Genomic DNA, 19,339 nt, shown 5'->3' with positions numbered 1-19,339 from the left:
CTTCGCAAAATTAAACAATCCGCTCCGGCCGCGCGGCTTTCTGAATGCGCGGTCCCTGACGAAACCACGGCAAACAGAGCTGGATCAGCGGGCCGATGGTTAATGCATACAGTACGGTTCCAACGCCAAACGCTCCCCCGAGGAGGTAGCCGACGATCAACACGGTCACCTCGATCGCGGTACGCACGCTGCGGATCGACCAGCCCAGCCGGGCATGTATGCCGGTCATCAGACCGTCGCGCGGGCCTGCGCCAAAACCCGCGCCGATATACATCCGGGTGGCAAGGGCGTTAACCACAATGCCGGAAACCAGCAGGGTGATGCGCACGGGCAGCGAGGTGAGCTCAGGGATCAGCGCCATTGACGCATCGGCCGCCAGACCAATACAAATCACATTACTGATAGTACCCAGTCCCGGCAGCTGACGCAGCGGGATCCACAGCAGCAGCACCGCGGCCCCGGTTAAAATAATCACCGTGCCGATACTCATCCCGGTCTGGATGGCGACGCCAAGGTGAAAGACATCCCACGGGTCGACACCCAGATCCGAACGAATAAACATCGCGGTTGAAAGCCCGTACAGGCCTAAACCGACATAAAGTTGTACCAGACGACGTACCATTTTCTCTTCTCCGAAGAACCAGGTTCCATCTTCGGTGAAAATGGCACTATGATTAATGTCCAGTTTTCAAATAGTGGACTGCATATGTCATCACGTCGTTTTGGAAGCCAGTCTCTGGTACGCCTGTTAGGGCACTGGCAGCAAGCCTCTTCCCGCACCCCGCTGTGGCGCCAGCTGGCTGACGCGTTACGCCTGTTAATTCTGGATGGCAGGCTGGCGTTAAACACGCGCCTGCCCGGAGAGCGGGAACTGGCCGCCGCTCTGAGCGTAAGCCGCACCACCATCAGCAGCGCGCTGGCGCATCTGCGGGAAGAGGGTTATCTGGAGAGCCGTCACGGCAGCGGTTCGCGGGCGATCCTGCCAGACCGCCGCGCCGTGCCCACGCTTTCTACTGCCAGCGCGGCGCTGGATCTCTCAACCGCCGCACTCAACGCGGGACCAGAGATCCACCAGGCCTACGCCCACGCGCTGACGGCCATCACGCCGAATCTGGCGCTGACCGGGTACGATCAGCTTGGGCTTCCGGCGCTGCGTGAAGCTATCGCCGCCCGCTACACCGCACGCGGTCTGCCCACCCGGGCAGACGAAGTGATGGTGGTGAACGGCGCCGTCAGCGGCTTCGCCCTGATCTTGAGAATGATGACCGGTCCCGGGGATCGCGTGGTGGTGGATCATCCCACCTACCCGCTGGCGATAGCCGCTATTCAGGGGGCGCTATGCCGGCCCGTGGGCGTCTCGCTGCCTGAAACGGGCTGGGATACCGACGGTTTTGCCGCAACGCTTGCCCAGACAGCCCCGCGTCTGGCCTATCTGATGCCGGATTTTCATAATCCAACCGGACGTTGCATGGATGCCGCGACGCGCCAGACCATAACCGACATCGCCGCGCAGACCCGCACCACGCTGGTGGTGGATGAAACCATGGTCGATCTCTGGTTCGATGTTCCCCCGCCGCCGCCGCTGGCCGCCTTTAACCCGGAGGCCACGGTGATGACGCTGGGTTCCGCAGGTAAAAGCTTCTGGGGTGGGCTGCGTCTCGGCTGGATCCGCGCCTCGTCACGCACTATCGCCACCCTCGCGCAAACGCGCGACACGCTGGATCTGGGCTCTCCGGTGCTGGAACAGCTGGCCACGCTGTGGCTTATCGAAAACAGTGCAACCTTCCTGCCTGCCCGGCGGCAAATGCTGGCAGAACGGCGCGACCGCTGCGGCCAGATGCTGCGGGAACATTTCCCCGAATGGCGGTTTCAGGAAGCGGAGGGAGGGCTTTCATACTGGATTGAATTACCCGGCATGCTGGCGACACAGCTGGCGGCACGCGCCGAAACGACAGGCATCATTATGGGCACCGGCACGCGTTTTGGACTATCAGGCGCGTTTGACCGCTACCTGCGTATGCCCTTCTCACTCAGTTCACCAGAACTTGAAGAGGCATTATTGCGGATCAAACCGCTGTGGCGTGCATTAAATAAAAGTGTAGCGCCAGTAAAACGGAGCCTGGTGTAAATTATTCGCCAGAAACAATAAAAACTGCTGACTGTATCGCATGCAGTCAGCAGTTTACATGAAGAACAACTTAATGTTGAGGAGGGATCGGGAAGCCTTTCAGCGAAATAATGAAATTATCCCCTTCTTTCTTTATTTTTGCACCGGTATCACACCAGTCAGACGCAATACGAAAGAACTCATCACTTCCTACATTCCAGCCAAGACGAACATGTTTCACGTAGCCGGAACGTAACAGGTTGCAGGCCTCGTTGTAGTCACTGGCAGTCGATAGTTGTTGTTTCATTTTCTCTTCTTCAGAAGTTTACGTAGTGCTTTGATTTCTTTAGGAGTAAATGGAGTTACGCTCTCTTCTTCCGTATGCTGATTATCAACATCCTCTTCCGATACTCCCGCCTCTTCTACTGCTTCAAATGCCAGCAGCAGCAGTTTCTCTGTGGTCACGCTTAAATTCTCATTATTGTCTTCCGCATAGTGGCGAAGTCTTTCTTTTAGCGCTTCATCAATTTTAACGTTTAAAACCGCAGTAACCATGATTGTCACATCCTTTCGGAACACGTGTTTAATTTAATACACGAAGATAAGTTTGTTATCCAGATATATATTTTTTAGCTTATAACAGAATAAAGGCATCGAAAAATAAAATGACAGTCTATTATTACAGGTTTATGACATTATTATTTCAGTTAAATGAAGGTTGCATTACAAAAAAAACAATAGTCACATAATTTAGAAGGTTTATTCAGGGGAACGACTGGAGAGGAGCTCAAATGGGTGGGGGCCCTGCCAGCTACATCCCGGCACCCACGTCGTCTGCCCTGGCTGCTTCCTTCCGGACCTGACCTGGTGAACAGAGTAGCGTTGCGGGAGAACCAACAGAGCCCCCATTGAGAGCGTTGATAACCAACGCGCTGGCGCATTATCCCTGCGGAGCACCTCAATTGCAAGCTGCTGGCAACCGGATGCTGGATTATTGCGCAAACTGCCCCGACAATCTTCTTTATCTTCGTATAACATTACCCTTCGCTGATTTCCCGCAGGAGAAACAATGGACGAACATGACACTTTCCCACAGCGAGTGTGGCAAATCGTAGCCTCGATCCCGGAAGGCTGTGTCACGACCTATGGGGAAGTCGCCCGGCTGGCGGGTTCTCCGCGTGCGGCGCGTCAGGTAGGCGGCGTGCTGAGGAGGCTACCGGAAGGAAGCACGTTACCGTGGCACCGGGTCGTCAATCGCCATGGCGCCATTTCCCTCACCGGGCCAGACTTGCAGCGCCAGCGTCAGGCTTTACTTTCAGAAGGGGTGCAGGTGTCCGGGGCAGGACAAATTGATATGCAGAAGTATCGCTGGGAGTACTGACGCCCTCTCCCGTCAACATGGAGAGGGCGAAAGAGAATTACAGCTGTGTTGGCGGTGTAGGCAGAGTCGGCTGATTGTTCTGCGTTGCAACAGGTACTTCAGTTTGCTGCACCGGTACCAGGGTCAGGTCGATTTTGGTGCCGCCTTTGTTGACCGCTTCCTGCACGGTATCGGTGATAAAGACCAGCTTATCGTTGATCGTTACCGCCGCGCTCAGGAGGATACGCGCATTGGGTTGCACGTCAGACGGGTTGTACGGCAGCACAAAGCTGAACGGCGCCTGTTTACCCTCTGTACGAACCGCGCGCTGCGCAAGCACTTTGGACGGCGCATCCGCCAGGGAAGCATCAGACAGCGTGACCGTTAAAACCGCATCCGGCGGCAGCGCAACCTTCTGTTTGATCCAGATCGTACCGGAAACATTTGGCTGCTGAATAGCTTGCTGTGAAAGGGTGTTAATCCCGTTTGCGCTTGCTGCTGGCACCGGTACATCGGCACTCTTACCAGCACAGGCGGACAACGCTACCGCAATTGCTACACCACTGAGCATAGGCACGAGTTTCATTGAAGTCTCCTTATCATCAATGCACCAGCGGGATCGATCCCATCTGATGTCGTTTTATTCACATAACGAATACAAGTGTGGCACAAATCACGGATTTATGCCTAATTTCGTCCGGATATTAAGATTATTCTACCCATCGGACCACTTTCATTTCTGGGTTATACTCAGCGTATCTTTCGCCACGGCGTTTATTGAGGACCACTATGAGTCAGGCACTGAACAATCTGCTGACATTACTGAACCTGGAAAAAATAGAAGAAGGGCTATTTCGCGGACAGAGCGAAGATTTAGGCTTACGCCAGGTTTTTGGCGGCCAGGTCGTGGGGCAAGCGCTGTATGCCGCCAAGGAGACCGTCCCGGCAGACCGTCTGGTGCACTCGTTTCACAGCTACTTTTTACGCCCCGGTGACAGCGCTAAACCGATTGTTTACGACGTGGAAGTTCTGCGTGACGGTCAAAGCTTCAGCGCCCGTCGCGTGGCGGCCATCCAGCATGGCAAACCCATCTTCTACATGACCGCCTCGTTCCAGGCGCCAGAGCCGGGCTATGAGCATCAAAAAAAGATGCCGTCTGCCCCGTCGCCGGACGATCTGAAATCGGAAACCGAAATTGCCCGCGCTCTCGCGCATCTGCTGCCGCCGCAGGTAAAAGAGAAGTTTCTGTGCGATAAACCGCTGGAGATCCGCCCGGTCGAATTTCATAACCCAATGAAGGGGCATACCGCTGAGCCCGCCCGCCAGGTGTGGATCCGCGCCAACGGCAGCGTACCCGCAGATTTACGCGTGCATCAGTACCTGCTGGGGTATGCGTCGGATTTCAACTTCCTGCCGGTTGCGCTACAGCCGCACGGTGTGGGCTTCCTCGAAAAAGGGATGCAGGTAGCCACAATTGACCATTCCATGTGGTTCCACCGTCCATTCGATATGAATGAATGGCTGCTTTACAGCGTGGAAAGTACCTCTGCGTCCAGCGCGCGCGGCTTTGTACGCGGGGAGTTTTACACTCAGGATGGCGTGCTGGTGGCTTCTACCGTGCAGGAAGGTGTGATGCGTAATCGCGGGTGATGTAAAAAGCCCGGTGGCGCTGCGCTCACCGGGCCTGCGAATTGTGCTTTTTCAGGCCGGGTAAGGCGAAGCCGCCGCCCGGCAAGGCACTCAAATTATGCGTTATAGGCATTCTCGCCGTGGCTGTTGACGTCCAGGCCTTCGCGCTCCTGCTCTTCCGGCACACGCAGCCCAACGGTCATATCAGCCAGCTTGTAACCGATAAAGGCCACAACACCGGACCAGACAACGGTGATCGCGATGCTTTCCAGCTGTACCAGCACCTGATGCATCATGGTCACGCCTTCTGCGTAACCCACACCGCCCAGAGATTGGGCAGCAAAGATACCGGTCATGATACAGCCGACGATGCCGCACACACCGTGTACGCCGAATACATCACACGGATCGTCAACGCGCAGAACACGTTTCAGTGCGGTAACGCCCCACAGCCCCGCCAGTCCTGCGACGATACCGATCAGCAGCGCACCGCCCACGCCCACGTAACCGCACGCTGGCGTAATACCTACCAGACCGGCAATCGCCCCGGAACAGGCACCCAGCAGCGATGGCTTGCCGCGAACGGCCCACTCGCCAAATACCCATGAGAGGATAGCGCCGGCGGTTGCCACAACGGTATTCACGAAGGCCAGCGCGGCGATTTCGTTAGCGGCGCTGGCTGAACCTGCGTTGAAGCCGAACCAGCCAAAATAGAGGATGGCGGTGCCGGTAAAGACCATCGGCAGATTGTGCGGCTTGAATGCTTCCTTCCCGAAGCCCACGCGCTTACCAATCAGGTAGGCGCCTACCAGACCTGCTACCGCGGCGTTGATGTGCACAACGGTACCGCCCGCAAAGTCCAGCGCGCCATGGGAAGCCAACAGACCACCTCCCCAGACCATATGCGCAATCGGGATATAGGAGAGCGTCAGCCAGACCACCACGAAAATCAGTACCGCAGAGAAGCGGATACGCTCAGCCAGCGCGCCCACAATCAGCCCCACGGTGATGCAGGCGAATGAGCCCTGGAACGCGACATGAATATACTGATAAAAACTGCCCATCACCGCGGTCAGTTCGATATTTTTCAGCATCGCCCAGTTAACGTTGCCGAAGAAGGCGTTGCCCTCCCCGAAGGCCAGCGAGTAACCGTAAACCACCCACAGCACACACACCAGCGCGAACGTGACGGCAACCTGCGTCAGCATGGAGAGTACGTTCTTGCCGCGGATCAGGCCGCCGTAAAACAGCGCGATCCCCGGAATCGTCATGAACAGCACCAGCGCGGTGCAAATCATCATAAAGGCGTTATCGGCTTTGTCTGCCACAGCAGGTGCAGCCATTGCCAGGCCCGGCAGCAGTGCCAGCGAACCCAGACCTGTTTTCATTGTTGCTTTCTTCATTTTCTCGATCCCTATCACTGTGTGCCAGGAGTTACTTACAACGCCGCTTCGTCAGATTCGCCGGTACGGATGCGAATGACGCGCTGTAGTTCGGCAACGAAAATTTTGCCGTCGCCAATTTTTCCGGTGTAGGCTGCTTTGCTGACGACATCAATCACCTCATCAAGCTGATCGTCGGCAATCGCCACATCAATCTTCACTTTTGGCAGGAAGTTAACGCTGTATTCCGCCCCGCGATAAAGCTCGGCATGACCTTTCTGACGCCCAAAGCCTTTCACTTCGGTGACAGTCAGTCCCTGAATACCCATGGAAGACAGCGCTTCACGCACGTCTTCGAGTTTGAATGGTTTGATTACCACCGTAACCAGCTTCATATATCCCCTCCAGTCAGAATTCGGTAATGGCCGCAGCTAACACGAAAGGGATATTGCAAAGGGTGTGCCAGAAGTGAAAGGTGAGGAGGAAAGCGCCGCGGCGCGGATGCGCCGGGAAGAGGCGAAAAAAAACGCACCATGGCAGTGCAGGGTGCGTTTCAGTTTTGCACCAACGGTTAAGTCTGTTAGCGCATTGCCTTGTTATGGTGCATCAGGCGCTGAGTGACTCTTCCTCGCGCGCGCTGGCGGCCAGTTCGTCGCCTGCCAGCTGCAACTGATACATCTGCCAGTAGCGTCCTTTTGCCTCAAGCAGCGCTCTGTGCGTCCCCCGTTCAACGGCCTGGCCACGGTGCAGCACCAGAATGGTATCGGCATCGACGATGGTTGAGAGGCGGTGGGCGATTACCACCAGCGTAGTGCGATCCCGCACGGCAGCCAGCGCCTGCTGGATCGCCTGCTCGGTACCGGAGTCAATGCTTGCGGTCGCTTCATCCAGAATTAACACCTGTGGCGTCTCAATCAGCACGCGCGCCAGCGCAAGAAGTTGCTTTTGCCCGACCGAGAGATTATTGCCCTGCTCACCCAGCCGGGTATGGATCCCCTCGCTTAACCCGCGCGCCAGATCCGCAAGCTGCACCGTTTCCAGCACCTCCCATACCTGCTCAGGCGTGAAAGGTCGTCCCAGCGTCACGTTGGCATAAAAGGTATCCGCCAGTACCACCGGATCCTGCTGCACCATCGCGACGCCCTTACGTAACGCGTTGTGGCTAAGCGCGGCAAGCGGCCGTCCGTCCAGACGGATCTCCCCCTGCGTCAACGGATAGTAGCCCATCAGCAAACTGGCGAGCGTGCTTTTGCCGCTGCCGGTATGCCCAACCAGGGCGACAAAACCGCGCGACGGTACCTCGAGGTTGATATCCTGCAAGACAAGCTGGTCGTCGCGGTAGGCAAACGAGACATGATCAAACGCTATGGATCCACTTTCCAGCGGGCGTTCGTCATCGCCATAGGTCTGACGCGGCCTGTCCATCAGCTCGAATACACGCTCGCCCGCAACCACCGCCTGTTGCAGCATCGATTGCTGCGTGGTGAGTTCAATCAGCGGTTCGTTAAGGCGTCCAAGGTAGCTGATAAATGCGTACAGTACCCCCACCTCGATGGTTCCGCGCGTCGTCAGGCCAAACAGCATCAACAGCCCGCACAGCACCAGCGCAGAGAAGAGGCTCAGCAGCGGGCGTAACAGGAAGCCATCCAGCCGTAACGTCTGCATCCGCGCCATATAGTGCGAGCGGCTGGCTTCTCCCATTCGCTCGCCAAAACGCGCCTGCTGGCGAAACTGCTGGATAACGCTCATGCCGTTGATCACTTCGTTGAAGCCATCATTGATATCTGCGAGGTAAGCGCGCACGCGACGAACAATCGGCGTGCTGTAGCGCTGGTAAATTACCATCACAATCAGCACCGCCGGGAAAATAGCGATCGCCACCAGCGCCATACGCCAGTCCAGGCTGAACATCGCCACCAGCATCGCGCCAATCAACGCGGCACTGCGCAGAACCGTTGCGACAACGGTTACATAGAGGTCGCGGATCACCTCGGTGTCATTGGTGACGCGCGAAATAACCTGCCCGACCGGCTGAGTATCAAACTCGCTCAGCGGCTGGCGCAGCGCGGCATCCATCACATCCGTGCGAAGCTGCTGGACCACGCCCACGGCGGCCCGGTTAAACAGCAACGACTGCGCATAGTGCAGCCCCGCCGCCGTCAGCTGTAGGCCGACATACGCCACGCCCAGCCCCGCCACCAGCCCCAGCGGCAGATAGTTTTTCGCCACCATATTGTCGATGAAATAACTGATAAGCAGCGGACCGGTCACCTCCGCAATCGCGGCGATCCACAGCAACAGCACGGCGATGGAAAGCGGTTTGCGCCACGGTGAGCCATAGGCCAGCAGCCGTTTTAACGTCGGCCACATCTGTCCAAACTTACGCATCGGCGACCTCCTCATCCAGCGCGGCTTCAAGCTGTTGATAGCGGTACATATCCCGATACCATCCGGTCTGCCCGGCAAGCTGCTCATGCTGACCACGCTGAGCAATATGCCCGTGCTGAAGCACCAGAATTTCACTGGCTTCGGTAAGGGCCGACAGACGGTGCGCGCTGATGATGACCGTGCGCCCCTCTCCCCACTGGCGAAGGTTATGCAAAATTTGATGTTCAGTACGCCCGTCAACTGCGGACAGCGCATCATCCAGTATCAGGATCTCAGCGTCCAGCAGCAGCGCGCGGGCAATAGAGATACGCTGTTTTTGTCCGCCGGAGAGCATAACGCCCCGCTCACCCACTTCCGTATCGTAGCCCTGCGGCAGGCGCAGAATATCCTCGTGGACGCTGGCCAGACGCGCCACGTGCTCGATCTGGTCCTGTGTCGCCGTCGGACACCCGAGCGCGATATTGTTGGCAATGGTGTCTGAAAACAAAAACGGCGTCTGGCTGACGACCGCCAGGCGGCTGCGCCAGTCATCCAGCAGCAGACGTGGCAGAGGGACGTCGTGGAAACGGATATCGCCTTCGCTCACGTCAAAATGGCGCTGAATCAGTGACAGAATGGTGCTTTTACCGGAACCCGTCGGGCCACAGATGCCCAGCATCTGACCAGGACGCAGCGTGAAACTGACGTTCTCAAGCACCGGATGTTCCGTTTGCGGGTAGATAAAGGCGCGGATATCAGCCTTGAGAATACCCGGACCTTCCGGCACCGGCTCGCTGCCATCGTTCACGACCGGCACTTCCGCCAGCATGGCGCGGATACGGCTGTAAGCGGCGCTCCCGCGTTCAACGATATTAAACATCCAGGCCAGCGCCAGCATCGGCCAGATCATCAGCCCAAGGTACATCGCAAAGCTGGTTAACTGCCCGAGGGTCATCGTGCCTTGCACCACCATCCAGCTGCCGCCGCCCACTGCCAGCAGGTTCGCCATGCCAATCGCAATATAAATTGTCGGATCGAAACGGGCATCAATACGCGCCACGCGCATGTTTTTCGCGCCGGTATCGGCGGCGTCGGCGGCAAACAGCGCGGACTGGCGGTCTTCCAGACCAAACGCTTTAATCATGCGGATGCTGGTCATGCTCTCCTGGGTGCGATCGTTCAGCGACGAGAACGCCGCCTGCGCCAGCTTAAAGCGTTCATGGAGCTGCTCGCCGTAGCGGTTAATTGCCAGCGCCATCAGCGGCATCGGCAGCAGCGCCAGCAGCGTGAGCTCCCAGCTAATTTGCGTAGACATCACAATCAGTACCGCACAGCCCATCACCAGGGAATCCACCAGCGTTAGCACCCCTTCACCGGCGGCAAACACCACGCGGTCTACATCGTTAGTGGCGCGGGCGATGAGATCCCCGGTACGGTGACGCAGATAAAACTCAGGGTGCTGGCGGCTCAGCTGGCGGTAAAAGTCCTCGCGCAGCTCAACGGCAAGCTGATAGGACGCGCCGAACAGCAGCACGCGCCAGACATAACGCAGCAGGTAAACCACCACGGCCGTCAGCACCAGCGTACCGCCCCACATCATCACCCGTGCGGCGGTGTAATGTTGTTCCGTAACGCCATCCACGACGTAACCCACCACTTTGGGCGGGATTAGTTGCAGAATGGCAATGATAATAAGCAGGGCCACCGCGCCGAGGTAGCGTTGCCACTCCCGACGAAAGTACCAGCTTAATTGGGCAAATAATCGCACGCGGTCTTTTCCTGAAGGTATTTTAAGAAGTTATTCAATGGGTAACGCTGTGGTGTATTTAATCTGTTCCATGGCGAAACTGGAGGTGACATCGGACAAGCCTGGTACGCTATTGACCAGCCGCTTGTAGAAATCATCGTAGCGCTTCATGTCTGCCACCTGAACGCGCATCAGATAGTCGTATTCCCCCGCCATGCGCCAGAAGCCGAGCACTTCGGGCATGTCGGAAACCTGGGTGACGAAGCGGCAGTACCATTCGCTACTGTGATGCTGCGTTTTTATCAGGACGAAGGCGGTCAGTCCAAGCCCCAGTTTTTCGGGATCCAGCAACGCCACGCGTCCCAGCAGAATGCCATCATCTTCCAGCTTCTTGAGGCGCTTCCAGCACGGTGTGGTGGTCAGATTAACGGCATCTGCCAGCGCCTGCAAAGAGAGGGTGCAGTCGCTTTGCAGCAAAGAAAGCAGCTTACGATCAATTTTATCTAACATAGCCACCTCGAAGAGAAAATTATTCTCCTTACATTCTATTTTAAAGGTCAGATAGCAACAATTTTTTCTGTGCTTTTCGCTATGCTGGGCACAAAATGACAAACGGATAACTACGATGAATAGCACCTGGGTTAAACATGCCATCAGCGAAATAAATGCCGACTATCAGCGCTCGGCAGACACCCACTTGATCCGCCTGCCTCTGCCTGGATTTCCCGGCATTCAGCTTTACCTGAAGGATGAAAGCACCCATCCTACCGGCAGCCTGAAGCATCGCCTGGCGCGTTCACTCTTTTTATACGGTTTATGTAACGGCTGGATTAAAGAAGGCACCACGATTATTGAATCGTCGTCCGGATCAACTGCCGTCTCCGAAGCCTACTTTGCCCGCCTGCTGGGCCTCCCGTTTATCGCCGTGATGCCCTCCTGCACGGCGAAACGTAAAGTCGAACAGATCGAATTTTACGGCGGACGCTGCCATTTTGTGGAAAGCGCCTGCGAAATCTATGCGGCCTCCGAAATGCTGGCCCGCGAACTGAATGGTCACTATATGGACCAATTCACCTTCGCCGAGCGCGCCACCGACTGGCGCGGCAATAATAACATTGCGGACAGCATTTTCCGCCAGATGACCCACGAGCCGCATCCAGTTCCCTCTTACATTGTCATGAGCGCGGGCACGGGCGGAACCTCCGCCACCATCGGACGTTATATCCGCTGTCAGGGTTATGATACGCAGCTGATGGTGGTTGACCCGCAAAACTCGGTGTTCCTCGATTACTGGCAATCCCGCGATGCCAGCCTGCGCAGCCCCGTGGGGAGCAAGATCGAAGGGATTGGTCGCCCGCGCGTCGAACCCTCGTTCATTCCGGACGTTGTGGATGAGATGCTCCGCGTGCCGGACGCCGCCAGCGTCGCGACGGCGCACTGGCTGGAGACACAGCTTGGCCGTAAAGTCGGGGCTTCCACCGGCACCAATATGTGGGGCGCGCTACAGCTGGCCGCGAGGATGCGCGAAGAAGGCCGTACCGGCTCTGTCGTCACGCTGCTGTGTGACAGCGGGGAGCGCTACCTGGACACCTATTACAACGCAGAATGGGTGCAGGCAACTATTGGCGATGTAGAACCGTGGAAAGCGCAGATTTCGCAGCTGGTGAAATAAAAAAAAGCCAGGCTTTAGCCTGGCTTGCTGGAAGGGTCTCACTATTCGGGGGAATATGGGAGGTTATTTTTGTCCAGCCAATGCGTCAAAAAATGGGACACCGCTTCGTTACGACAGTGTCCGATAACCGGTAAATGCGGGAGCGCGGCGATAAGTTGCGGCATCGCGTTCCCCATAATCAGTCCACGACCCACGCTGCTCAGCATCTCGTGGTCGTTCATGGCGTCACCAAAGGCCATACAGTCCTGCATCGTCAGCCCCAGATGATCGCTCAGCACCGCCAGCGCAGATCCTTTGTTACAGCCCACCGGCAGCACTTCAAGGCAGTCCACCGCCGAGAAGGTCAGGTGCGCCCGGTCGCCCAGCGCCTCGTTTAGTTGAATACGCAGGCGGCAGAGATCGTCGTGATCGCCACAGAAGCAGATCTTGGTCACCTTGTGTGCTGGAATGCGGCGCAAATCGATAAGCTGATATTTAAAGCCGCTGTAAACGTGAGCGTGCAGCAAGGCCGGGATCTCACGCCCGGTAAACCAGCCTTCATCATTAAAAACATGCACGCTGGCCTGCGTATCCCAGGTGCTGTGCAGGACAATGTCCGCCACTTCCGGATTCAGATCCTGACGGTGCAGCATATTGCCGTCGACGGAGTGAATGCGCGTCCCGTTGCCGGTGATCAGGAACGCATCGAGGGCAAATGTTCCCAGCAGATGGCGCATCTCGAGAACATGACGACCAGTGGCAAACGTCAGGGTGACTTCACGCTCGCGCAGGCGCTTAAGTGTGTTCAGGGTTTTCTCCCCTAAACGGTGATCCGGCATTAACAGCGTGCCGTCCATATCAAATGCAGCGAGCCGAGCCATAATTACTCCCGAAATGTGATGCGGTTAACTTGTGCATCAGTATTACGTGAGATATACGGAAGTAATAGTGAATAGATGATAATTATTGTTCCGGGTTTTTCATGCGCCAGCTTAATCGTCTTAACCAGTATCAGCGTCTGTGGCACCCCTCCGCCGGCGCACCGCAGCAGGTTACCATCAGTGAACTTGCCAGCCGCTGCTTTTGCAGCGAGCGACATGTTCGCACCCTGCTGCGCCAGGCGCAGGAGGCGGGCTGGCTAAGCTGGCACGCCCGCTCCGGACGAGGTAAGCGTGGGGAATTACGCTTTCACGTCACCCCGGATTCGTTGCGTAATACGATGATGGAAGAGGCCCTGAAAAGTGGACAGCAGCACAACGCGCTGGAGCTGGCCCAGCTCGCGCCTGAAGATTTGCGATCGCTGCTGCATCCGTTTATGGGCGGGCAGTGGCAGAACGATACGCCGACGCTGCGTATTCCCTACTATCGCTCGCTGGAGCCGCTTCAGCCGGGGTTTCTCCCTGGCCGGGCGGAGCAGCATCTGGCGGGACAGGTATTCTCAGGTTTGACGCGTTTTAATGGTACCAGCAGTGAACCCACGGGCGATCTGGCGCATCACTGGGAAATCTCCGCTGACGGCCTGCGCTGGCATTTCTACATTCGCTCCACCCTGCACTGGCATAACGGCGATAAAATAGAGACGGCACAGCTCCGGCAAAGCCTGACGGCGCTGTTATCGCAGGCCGGCATGGGCACGCTTTTCCGCAGCGTCTTACGTATCGAAACCACGCATCCGCAGTGCCTGACGTTTATTCTTCATCAACCTGACTACTGGCTGGCGCACAGGCTGGCAACCTACTGTAGCCGTCTGGCGCATCCCGATTACACGGTGGTGGGCAGCGGTCCCTTTCGGCTGAGCGTTTTTGAGCCTGAACTGGTGCGTCTGGAAAGCCACGAGCAGTATCACCTTGGCCATCCGTTGCTTAAGGCTATCGAGTACTGGATCACGCCCCAGCTTTTTGACTACAGTCTGGGCACCAGCTGTCGCCACCCGGTGCAAATCGCCATTGGCGAGGCCGACGAGCTGGCCAGCCTGCGGCTGGTGAGTAACAGCACCAGTCTGGGTTTCTGCTACCTCACGCTGAAACAGAGCCCACGTCTGAGCGAACTTCAGGCAAAGCGGCTGATTAATATCATTCATCTCTCAACGCTGCTGCACACGCTTCCCCTGAACGAAGGGCTCATCACCCCTACCGAGGAACTGCTTCCCGGCTGGGCGATCCCCCAATGGCCTGATTTAACCGACGTTGCGCTGCCAGAGGCATTGACGCTCGTCTACCACCTGCCGGTTGAGCTTCACACCATGGCCAGCCAGTTAAAAGCATACCTTGCGCGGCAGGGTTGTGAACTGACCGTCATCTTTCACGACGCCAAAACGTGGGACGGGTGCCAGCAGCTTGCCGATGCAGACATCATGATGGGAGACAGACTGATTGGCGAAGCGCCAGCGTACACGCTTGAGCAGTGGCTCCGCTGCGATGCGCTCTGGCCGCATCTGCTGAGCGCACCGGCATACGCCCATTTGCAGGCCACGCTGGATGCGGTGCAGACGCAGGCCGACGAACGTGACCGACACGCAGGACTTCAGGCTATCTTCAGCCGGTTAATGGAGACAGCCGTCCTGACGCCGCTCTTTAACTACCAGTATCAAATCAGCGCGCCTCCGGGCGTCAACGGCATACGCCTTAACACTCGCGGCTGGTTTGACTTCACCGAAGCCTGGCTTCCTCCCCCAAACGCGTGAAGAAGCTGGTCGCCGCTTTAGCCAGGCGTTAACATGACGCTTTTACTGTAACTGTCGAGATGATCTATGAAACGTGCCGTCGTCGTGTTCAGCGGAGGACAAGATTCCACCACCTGCCTGATTCAGGCGCTTCACCAGTATGATGAAGTGCACTGCGTCACTTTTGATTATGGTCAGCGTCATCGCGCTGAAATCGATGTCGCTCGTGAACTGGCCCTCAAACTGGGCGCCCGCGCTCATAAAGTGCTGGACGTGACGCTGTTAAATGAACTGGCCGTCAGCAGCCTCACCCGCGACAGCATTCCGGTGCCTGATTACGAACCGGATGCCAGCGGCATTCCGAACACCTTCGTACCGGGCCGCAACATTCTCTTCCTGACCCTGACGGCGATCTATGCCTACCAGGTGAAAGCCGAAGCGGTGATCACGGGCGTATGTGAGACCGACTTCTCTGGCTACCCGGACTGCCGGGATGAATTCGTGAAAGCACTCAATCACGCTGTCGATCTGGGAATGGCAAAAGAGACCCGCTTCGAAACGCCGCTGATGTGGCTGGATAAGGCTGAAACCTGGGCCCTGGCCGACTACTGGGGCAAGCTGGATGTTGTTCGCAACGAGACCCTGACCTGCTACAACGGCATTAAAGGGGACGGCTGCGGGCAGTGTGCCGCCTGTAACCTGCGCGCGAACGGTCTGAATCATTATTTTGCGGATAAAGCGGGCGTGATGGCCGCGATGCAGAAAAAGACCGGGCTGAAATAAGGGCTACCTGACCGTGCTGTCGAACGGTAAGTGTCGACAGCACAGTTATTCCTGAACATTTCTTACGCGATCATCAGCTCCAGCTTTTCGCGCAACTCCCCTTCCAGCGGCAACGCTTTCTGGGTTTTGAGATCGATACAGACAAAGGTGATCAGCGCATCGGCCACCACCTGCCCTTCTGGCTCCAGCGTAACGACCTGGCTCAATACACCACTTTTGCCATTCAGTTGTTGGACCTCACTGGTCACGGTGAGCACATCCCCCAGCACAGCCGGGCGGCGGTAGTTAATGTTGATATTGACGACCACAAACGCGATGTTGTGTGCGGTCAGCCACTGGAAGCTTTCGCTGTTCTCCAGGCCGTCCCAGCGCGCCTCTTCAAGAAATTCAAGGTAGCGGGCGTTATTGACGTGCTGGTAAACATCGAGGTGATAACCACGGACTTTGATTTGTGTCTGCATAGCGCAATAGCCTTTCGTTGTTATAGGTTCAGAGGTCATAACTGGTATGACCTCTTTATCCTGGCAAATTTTTGCCGCAGTGCAAGTGATTACGCGATTACAGCGTCAGGTGTGCGAGATTGCGCTCAACCAGCGCGCTGCCCATACCCGGCACCTGCTTGAGATCGTCAAGGGTTTTGAAAGGGCCATACTCTTCACGATAGCTGACGATGGACTGCGCTTTTTTTAGACCCACACCATTCATAACGCGAGCAAGATCGTCCGCAGAGGCAGTATTGATACTGACCCGCGTACCCTCGTCCTCAATGGCTTTCGTGCTGGCCGTCGCGTTGGCTTTAACATGACCTTGTGACGTTGCATCGGCCTGGTTTTGTGCAGCCTGCGCTTTAACCGAGGGGGACGCCGCCAGCGCGCCCGCACTCATCCCGGAAGTGGCAATAGCCAGTGTAATTAACAGTGCTTTGATTCCACATTTCATGCTGTTTTCTCCTTGTTTGTTGACAGCCACGCCACGATAACCGCACGGGAAAACAGGGACAAACAACAGATTGCAGAAATGGAAAAGGCCGCGAAAGCGGCCTTTAGTTTTTGCAGAGCGTTACTAAAATCTGCGAGCAGATACGTAATTATTGCTCCTGAGTGACCACATCACCCAGTTTGATTTTGGCTTCTTTACGCAGGTTGCTCATCATCGCTTCGAAAGCAATCTGGGCATTGTTCTGGGTAATTCCCTGAACCATGGCCTTCTTCTGCGCGTCTGGCAGCGTACCGGCTTTTACTTCATCCAGCGCCAGAAGCACCACGTTACCCTGCATATCGGTCGTGGTGCCAAAGACAGGTTTGTCTTTCGCCGGCAGGCTCAGGCCAAACGCCGCCTGGCTGACAGGATCCTGACCGGTACGGCTCAGCGTTTTTGCTTCGCCAAAGCTCAGGCCAGCCGCTTTCAGCGCATCGTTCTTACCGGCTTTCAGATCGGCCAGAATTTTCTCTGCATCCAGTTTTGCCTGCTGTGCCGCTTTGTTGTGTTTGACCAGCGCCACAACCTGATCTTTCACTTCCGCCAGGGGCTTCACTGCCTCGGCTTTGTGCTCGCTGACGCGCAGTACGAACGCTCGGTCACCATCAACGGTAATGATGTCTGAGTTGCTGCCCGGCGTACCGTTCTCACCGACCAGACCACCATTGAAAATGGCATCTGAAACTGGTTTGAAGTTCAGTTCTTCCGGCAGGTTTTCGTGGCTGAACCAGCCCGTCTCAACCGCTTTAACGCCAGCAGCCTGCTCAGCACCCGCCAGTGATTCGTTGTCGTTGCTTGCGGCATCGCTCACTTTCTGTTGCAGAGCATAGAAGGCGTCCAGCGCTTTCTCCTGCTTCACTTTCGCAGCGATATCATCACGAACGTCAGCCAGCGGCTTGGTTTTCGCCGCCACAACATCGTCCAGACGCGCCACCAGGAAACCAACGGAGGATTTGATTACACCAGACAGTTGGCCTTTCTCTTTCAGGCCTGCATTTTTCAGCTCGTCCGGGGTAGTGGACTCTTCCAGCCAGCCCATATCACCGCCGTTTTTGGCAGAAATAATGTCGGTGGATTTTGCTTTCGCTAAGGTGGCGAAATCAGCGCCTTTGTTCAGCTCGTCCAGCACGGCTTTCGCTTCTGCTTCCGTTTTGGTCTGGATCACGCTGTAACGGTTACGCTGCGGCTGAGTGAACTGATCCTGATGCTGGTCGTAATAAGACTGGATCTCGGCGTCAGTCGCGTTTTCCTGCATCGCAGCTGCATCCAGCTTGATATAGCTTACGCGGAACTGTTCCGGAGAGATGAAGTTGTTCTTGTTTTGCTCGTAGTAAGCATTAACTTCAGCGTCGCTAACCTGCTGTTTCGCTGCCAGTGCGTTGACATCAATCGTCGCTTCACGCACCACGCGTTGCTGCGCCACCAGTGCCGCCAGCTCTTCAGTTTCGCCTTTCAGCATGAAATCGGTGCCCACCACCGCGTTAATCAGCTGTTGCGTGGTCAACTGGTTACGCAGCGCCTGAGCGTACTGGTCAGCCGTCATACCCATCTGGTTAACAATGCTGTTGTAACGCGCGTTGTCGAACTTTCCATTAGACTGGAAAGCCTGCGTCGAGAAGATGGCTTTTTTAACCTGCTCATCGCTGATGCCCAGACCCAGGCTTTTCGCGTACTGATCCAGCAGCGCTTCGTCGATAAGGCGGTTCAGCGTCTGCTGACGCAGGTTTTTCATATAGCCTTCGTTGGCTGCAAGTTCAGAGTATTGGTCGCCCAGCTGTTGCTGCATGCGGTTACGTTCACCAGCAAAAGCGTTCTCGAACTGCCCACGGCTAATTTCCTGGCCATTCACTTTTGCGGCGTAGTTCGCGCCACCGCCGATGAGGTAACTACTCACACCGGTCAATATGAACGACACGATAATGATACCGAAAATAATCTTGAGCACGAGACTGTTAGCAGCCGTGCGTAAGCTGTCCATCATGGTGTAACAACACTCCGCTGTAGGTGACTGGTTACCTGACGCTGACGGAAAATCCTGACCGTCGCGCGTAAAGGCGTATTGTGACAAGAAAACAGGGCAATTGTCAGCCCACAACTCGCATAAACTCGCACAAATCAGGTCTGGACAAACAAAAAAGGCACATCAAACGATGCGCCCTTGTACTTTTCAGCTTCCCTGGAGCGGGAAAGCAATCAGTTTACTGCGTCTTTCAGCGCTTTACCTGCACGGAAACCCGGCACTTTAGCGGCAGCAATGGTGATCTCTTTACCGGTCTGAGGGTTGCGGCCAGTACGGGCTGCACGCTCTTTAACCGCAAAAGTACCGAAGCCTACCAGTGCAACGTCGTCCCCAGCTTGCAGAGATTCAGTAACAGAAGCAATTAAAGCATCTAAAGCACGTCCCGCTGCAGCTTTAGAAATATCAGCACCCGCAGCAATTTTGTCAATCAGTTGAGATTTATTCACTGTTCTCTTCCTCTCTTTATAATTTATATCGCACCTGAATCCTTCACAGCGCGACCGCGCAGCAGTTATATCAGTCCTGCTATGACCTTACAACACCCGTTGTTGATGGCTAACCCAATCAGCAATCTAAATTAGCTATACAAAAAAAGGCTGGCAAGTACGAAATGACTTACCAGCCTTGTTTTTATTGGCGCTCTTTGCGCGAGG

Annotated in this window: 20 protein-coding genes and 1 other RNA gene; 6 read left to right on the top strand and 15 right to left on the bottom strand. The window is 56.1% G+C overall.

Going from position 1 to position 19,339, the window contains the following annotated elements; translation table 11 throughout:
- Window positions 1-10: 10 nt before the first annotated feature.
- Window positions 11-622: a membrane protein YczE gene (gene yczE / locus AC4OVU_RS05650; RefSeq protein ID WP_491928638.1), complete on the bottom strand. Its 612-nt coding sequence runs from the start codon at window positions 620-622 to the stop codon at window positions 11-13.
- 84 nt (window positions 623-706) lie between these two features.
- Between yczE and yczR the strand changes: the two genes are divergently transcribed.
- Window positions 707-2,128, top strand: a complete 1,422-nt coding sequence (gene yczR / locus AC4OVU_RS05645; protein ID WP_045614997.1) for a MocR-like transcription factor YczR — start codon at window positions 707-709, stop codon at window positions 2,126-2,128.
- A 70-nt stretch (window positions 2,129-2,198) separates the two neighbouring features.
- Here the strand turns inward: yczR and AC4OVU_RS05640 are convergent, their stop codons facing one another.
- The 3 genes from AC4OVU_RS05640 to ffs all read right to left on the bottom strand — a co-directional run bounded on the left by AC4OVU_RS05640 (window position 2,199) and on the right by ffs (window position 3,006).
- Window positions 2,199-2,414 carry a hypothetical protein gene (locus AC4OVU_RS05640; RefSeq protein WP_015571263.1) on the bottom strand — a complete coding sequence of 72 codons (216 nt, stop codon included), beginning with the start codon at window positions 2,412-2,414 and terminating at the stop codon, window positions 2,199-2,201.
- On the bottom strand, window positions 2,411-2,662 hold the full coding sequence (locus AC4OVU_RS05635) for a hypothetical protein (protein ID WP_006809862.1): 252 nt from the start codon (window positions 2,660-2,662) through the stop codon (window positions 2,411-2,413). The genes AC4OVU_RS05640 and AC4OVU_RS05635 overlap by 4 nt, the downstream gene beginning before the upstream one ends.
- A gap of 247 nt (window positions 2,663-2,909) precedes the next feature.
- Window positions 2,910-3,006: signal recognition particle sRNA small type (gene ffs / locus AC4OVU_RS05630), an RNA gene on the bottom strand.
- 170 nt (window positions 3,007-3,176) lie between these two features.
- Here ffs and AC4OVU_RS05625 point away from each other — a divergent pair.
- Entirely contained in the window at window positions 3,177-3,488 is a 312-nt protein-coding gene (locus AC4OVU_RS05625; protein ID WP_003859016.1) for an MGMT family protein, read from the top strand.
- Window positions 3,489-3,525: 37 nt separating this feature from the next.
- On the opposite strand, the gene AC4OVU_RS05620 is transcribed toward AC4OVU_RS05625, so the two are convergent.
- Complete coding sequence (locus AC4OVU_RS05620; RefSeq protein WP_110292620.1) at window positions 3,526-4,053, bottom strand: YbaY family lipoprotein; 528 nt, start codon at window positions 4,051-4,053, stop codon at window positions 3,526-3,528.
- 203 nt (window positions 4,054-4,256) lie between these two features.
- Here AC4OVU_RS05620 and tesB point away from each other — a divergent pair, with 203 nt between their 5' ends.
- Window positions 4,257-5,117 carry an acyl-CoA thioesterase II gene (tesB, locus tag AC4OVU_RS05615; RefSeq protein WP_015571264.1) on the top strand — a complete coding sequence of 287 codons (861 nt, stop codon included), beginning with the start codon at window positions 4,257-4,259 and terminating at the stop codon, window positions 5,115-5,117.
- Between the two features lie 95 nt (window positions 5,118-5,212).
- Here tesB and amtB read toward each other — a convergent pair whose 3' ends face one another.
- The 5 genes from amtB to AC4OVU_RS05590 all read right to left on the bottom strand — a co-directional run bounded on the left by amtB (window position 5,213) and on the right by AC4OVU_RS05590 (window position 11,102).
- A complete protein-coding gene (amtB, locus tag AC4OVU_RS05610; protein ID WP_015571265.1) occupies window positions 5,213-6,499 on the bottom strand; it encodes an ammonium transporter AmtB in 1,287 nt (428 codons plus the stop codon).
- A gap of 35 nt (window positions 6,500-6,534) precedes the next feature.
- Window positions 6,535-6,873, bottom strand: a complete 339-nt coding sequence (glnK, locus tag AC4OVU_RS05605; protein ID WP_006809867.1) for a P-II family nitrogen regulator — start codon at window positions 6,871-6,873, stop codon at window positions 6,535-6,537.
- Between the two features lie 211 nt (window positions 6,874-7,084).
- Window positions 7,085-8,866 carry a SmdB family multidrug efflux ABC transporter permease/ATP-binding protein gene (locus AC4OVU_RS05600; protein ID WP_015571266.1) on the bottom strand — a complete coding sequence of 594 codons (1,782 nt, stop codon included), beginning with the start codon at window positions 8,864-8,866 and terminating at the stop codon, window positions 7,085-7,087.
- Entirely contained in the window at window positions 8,859-10,613 is a 1,755-nt protein-coding gene (locus tag AC4OVU_RS05595; protein ID WP_017383197.1) for a SmdA family multidrug ABC transporter permease/ATP-binding protein, read from the bottom strand. The genes AC4OVU_RS05600 and AC4OVU_RS05595 overlap by 8 nt, the downstream gene beginning before the upstream one ends.
- A gap of 30 nt (window positions 10,614-10,643) precedes the next feature.
- Entirely contained in the window at window positions 10,644-11,102 is a 459-nt protein-coding gene (locus tag AC4OVU_RS05590) for an Lrp/AsnC family transcriptional regulator (RefSeq protein ID WP_015571267.1), read from the bottom strand.
- Between the two features lie 115 nt (window positions 11,103-11,217).
- Here AC4OVU_RS05590 and AC4OVU_RS05585 point away from each other — a divergent pair, with 115 nt between their 5' ends.
- On the top strand, window positions 11,218-12,264 hold the full coding sequence (locus AC4OVU_RS05585; protein WP_017383196.1) for a PLP-dependent cysteine synthase family protein: 1,047 nt from the start codon (window positions 11,218-11,220) through the stop codon (window positions 12,262-12,264).
- Window positions 12,265-12,305: 41 nt separating this feature from the next.
- On the opposite strand, the gene cof is transcribed toward AC4OVU_RS05585, so the two are convergent.
- Window positions 12,306-13,124, bottom strand: a complete 819-nt coding sequence (cof, locus tag AC4OVU_RS05580; protein ID WP_017383195.1) for an HMP-PP phosphatase — start codon at window positions 13,122-13,124, stop codon at window positions 12,306-12,308.
- A gap of 101 nt (window positions 13,125-13,225) precedes the next feature.
- Between cof and AC4OVU_RS05575 the strand changes: the two genes are divergently transcribed.
- Together AC4OVU_RS05575 and queC are read left to right on the top strand one after the other, a co-directional pair.
- Window positions 13,226-14,926 carry an SgrR family transcriptional regulator gene (locus AC4OVU_RS05575; RefSeq protein WP_045339388.1) on the top strand — a complete coding sequence of 567 codons (1,701 nt, stop codon included), beginning with the start codon at window positions 13,226-13,228 and terminating at the stop codon, window positions 14,924-14,926.
- 66 nt (window positions 14,927-14,992) lie between these two features.
- On the top strand, window positions 14,993-15,688 hold the full coding sequence (queC, locus tag AC4OVU_RS05570; RefSeq protein ID WP_015571271.1) for a 7-cyano-7-deazaguanine synthase QueC: 696 nt from the start codon (window positions 14,993-14,995) through the stop codon (window positions 15,686-15,688).
- Window positions 15,689-15,750: 62 nt separating this feature from the next.
- On the opposite strand, the gene AC4OVU_RS05565 is transcribed toward queC, so the two are convergent.
- The 4 genes from AC4OVU_RS05565 to hupB all read right to left on the bottom strand — a co-directional run bounded on the left by AC4OVU_RS05565 (window position 15,751) and on the right by hupB (window position 19,132).
- Complete coding sequence (locus AC4OVU_RS05565) at window positions 15,751-16,149, bottom strand: YbgC/FadM family acyl-CoA thioesterase (protein ID WP_017694410.1); 399 nt, start codon at window positions 16,147-16,149, stop codon at window positions 15,751-15,753.
- Window positions 16,150-16,246: 97 nt separating this feature from the next.
- Complete coding sequence (locus AC4OVU_RS05560) at window positions 16,247-16,627, bottom strand: helix-hairpin-helix domain-containing protein (protein WP_110292619.1); 381 nt, start codon at window positions 16,625-16,627, stop codon at window positions 16,247-16,249.
- Window positions 16,628-16,775: 148 nt separating this feature from the next.
- Window positions 16,776-18,647, bottom strand: a complete 1,872-nt coding sequence (gene ppiD, locus AC4OVU_RS05555; protein ID WP_017383192.1) for a peptidylprolyl isomerase — start codon at window positions 18,645-18,647, stop codon at window positions 16,776-16,778.
- A 212-nt stretch (window positions 18,648-18,859) separates the two neighbouring features.
- Complete coding sequence (hupB, locus tag AC4OVU_RS05550; RefSeq protein ID WP_002444653.1) at window positions 18,860-19,132, bottom strand: nucleoid-associated protein HU-beta; 273 nt, start codon at window positions 19,130-19,132, stop codon at window positions 18,860-18,862.
- Window positions 19,133-19,339: the final 207 nt, after the last annotated feature.

The organism is Enterobacter sp. 6722112 (genome assembly GCF_058661685.1).
Note: the sequence above shows the minus strand (reverse complement) of the source record. Positions and strands in the feature narration are given on the sequence as shown.

What these genes read in the sequence shown, in the direction of transcription:
- yczE (WP_491928638.1), bottom strand. Translation starts at nt 622, where the DNA reads ATGGTACGTCGTCTGGTACAACTTTATGTCGGTTTAGGCCTGTACGGG.
- yczR (WP_045614997.1), top strand. Translation starts at nt 707, where the DNA reads ATGTCATCACGTCGTTTTGGAAGCCAGTCTCTGGTACGCCTGTTAGGG.
- AC4OVU_RS05640 (WP_015571263.1), bottom strand. Translation starts at nt 2,414, where the DNA reads ATGAAACAACAACTATCGACTGCCAGTGACTACAACGAGGCCTGCAAC.
- AC4OVU_RS05635 (WP_006809862.1), bottom strand. Translation starts at nt 2,662, where the DNA reads ATGGTTACTGCGGTTTTAAACGTTAAAATTGATGAAGCGCTAAAAGAA.
- AC4OVU_RS05625 (WP_003859016.1), top strand. Translation starts at nt 3,177, where the DNA reads ATGGACGAACATGACACTTTCCCACAGCGAGTGTGGCAAATCGTAGCC.
- AC4OVU_RS05620 (WP_110292620.1), bottom strand. Translation starts at nt 4,053, where the DNA reads ATGAAACTCGTGCCTATGCTCAGTGGTGTAGCAATTGCGGTAGCGTTG.
- tesB (WP_015571264.1), top strand. Translation starts at nt 4,257, where the DNA reads ATGAGTCAGGCACTGAACAATCTGCTGACATTACTGAACCTGGAAAAA.
- amtB (WP_015571265.1), bottom strand. Translation starts at nt 6,499, where the DNA reads ATGAAGAAAGCAACAATGAAAACAGGTCTGGGTTCGCTGGCACTGCTG.
- glnK (WP_006809867.1), bottom strand. Translation starts at nt 6,873, where the DNA reads ATGAAGCTGGTTACGGTGGTAATCAAACCATTCAAACTCGAAGACGTG.
- AC4OVU_RS05600 (WP_015571266.1), bottom strand. Translation starts at nt 8,866, where the DNA reads ATGCGTAAGTTTGGACAGATGTGGCCGACGTTAAAACGGCTGCTGGCC.
- AC4OVU_RS05590 (WP_015571267.1), bottom strand. Translation starts at nt 11,102, where the DNA reads ATGTTAGATAAAATTGATCGTAAGCTGCTTTCTTTGCTGCAAAGCGAC.
- AC4OVU_RS05585 (WP_017383196.1), top strand. Translation starts at nt 11,218, where the DNA reads ATGAATAGCACCTGGGTTAAACATGCCATCAGCGAAATAAATGCCGAC.
- cof (WP_017383195.1), bottom strand. Translation starts at nt 13,124, where the DNA reads ATGGCTCGGCTCGCTGCATTTGATATGGACGGCACGCTGTTAATGCCG.
- AC4OVU_RS05575 (WP_045339388.1), top strand. Translation starts at nt 13,226, where the DNA reads ATGCGCCAGCTTAATCGTCTTAACCAGTATCAGCGTCTGTGGCACCCC.
- queC (WP_015571271.1), top strand. Translation starts at nt 14,993, where the DNA reads ATGAAACGTGCCGTCGTCGTGTTCAGCGGAGGACAAGATTCCACCACC.
- AC4OVU_RS05565 (WP_017694410.1), bottom strand. Translation starts at nt 16,149, where the DNA reads ATGCAGACACAAATCAAAGTCCGTGGTTATCACCTCGATGTTTACCAG.
- AC4OVU_RS05560 (WP_110292619.1), bottom strand. Translation starts at nt 16,627, where the DNA reads ATGAAATGTGGAATCAAAGCACTGTTAATTACACTGGCTATTGCCACT.
- ppiD (WP_017383192.1), bottom strand. Translation starts at nt 18,647, where the DNA reads ATGATGGACAGCTTACGCACGGCTGCTAACAGTCTCGTGCTCAAGATT.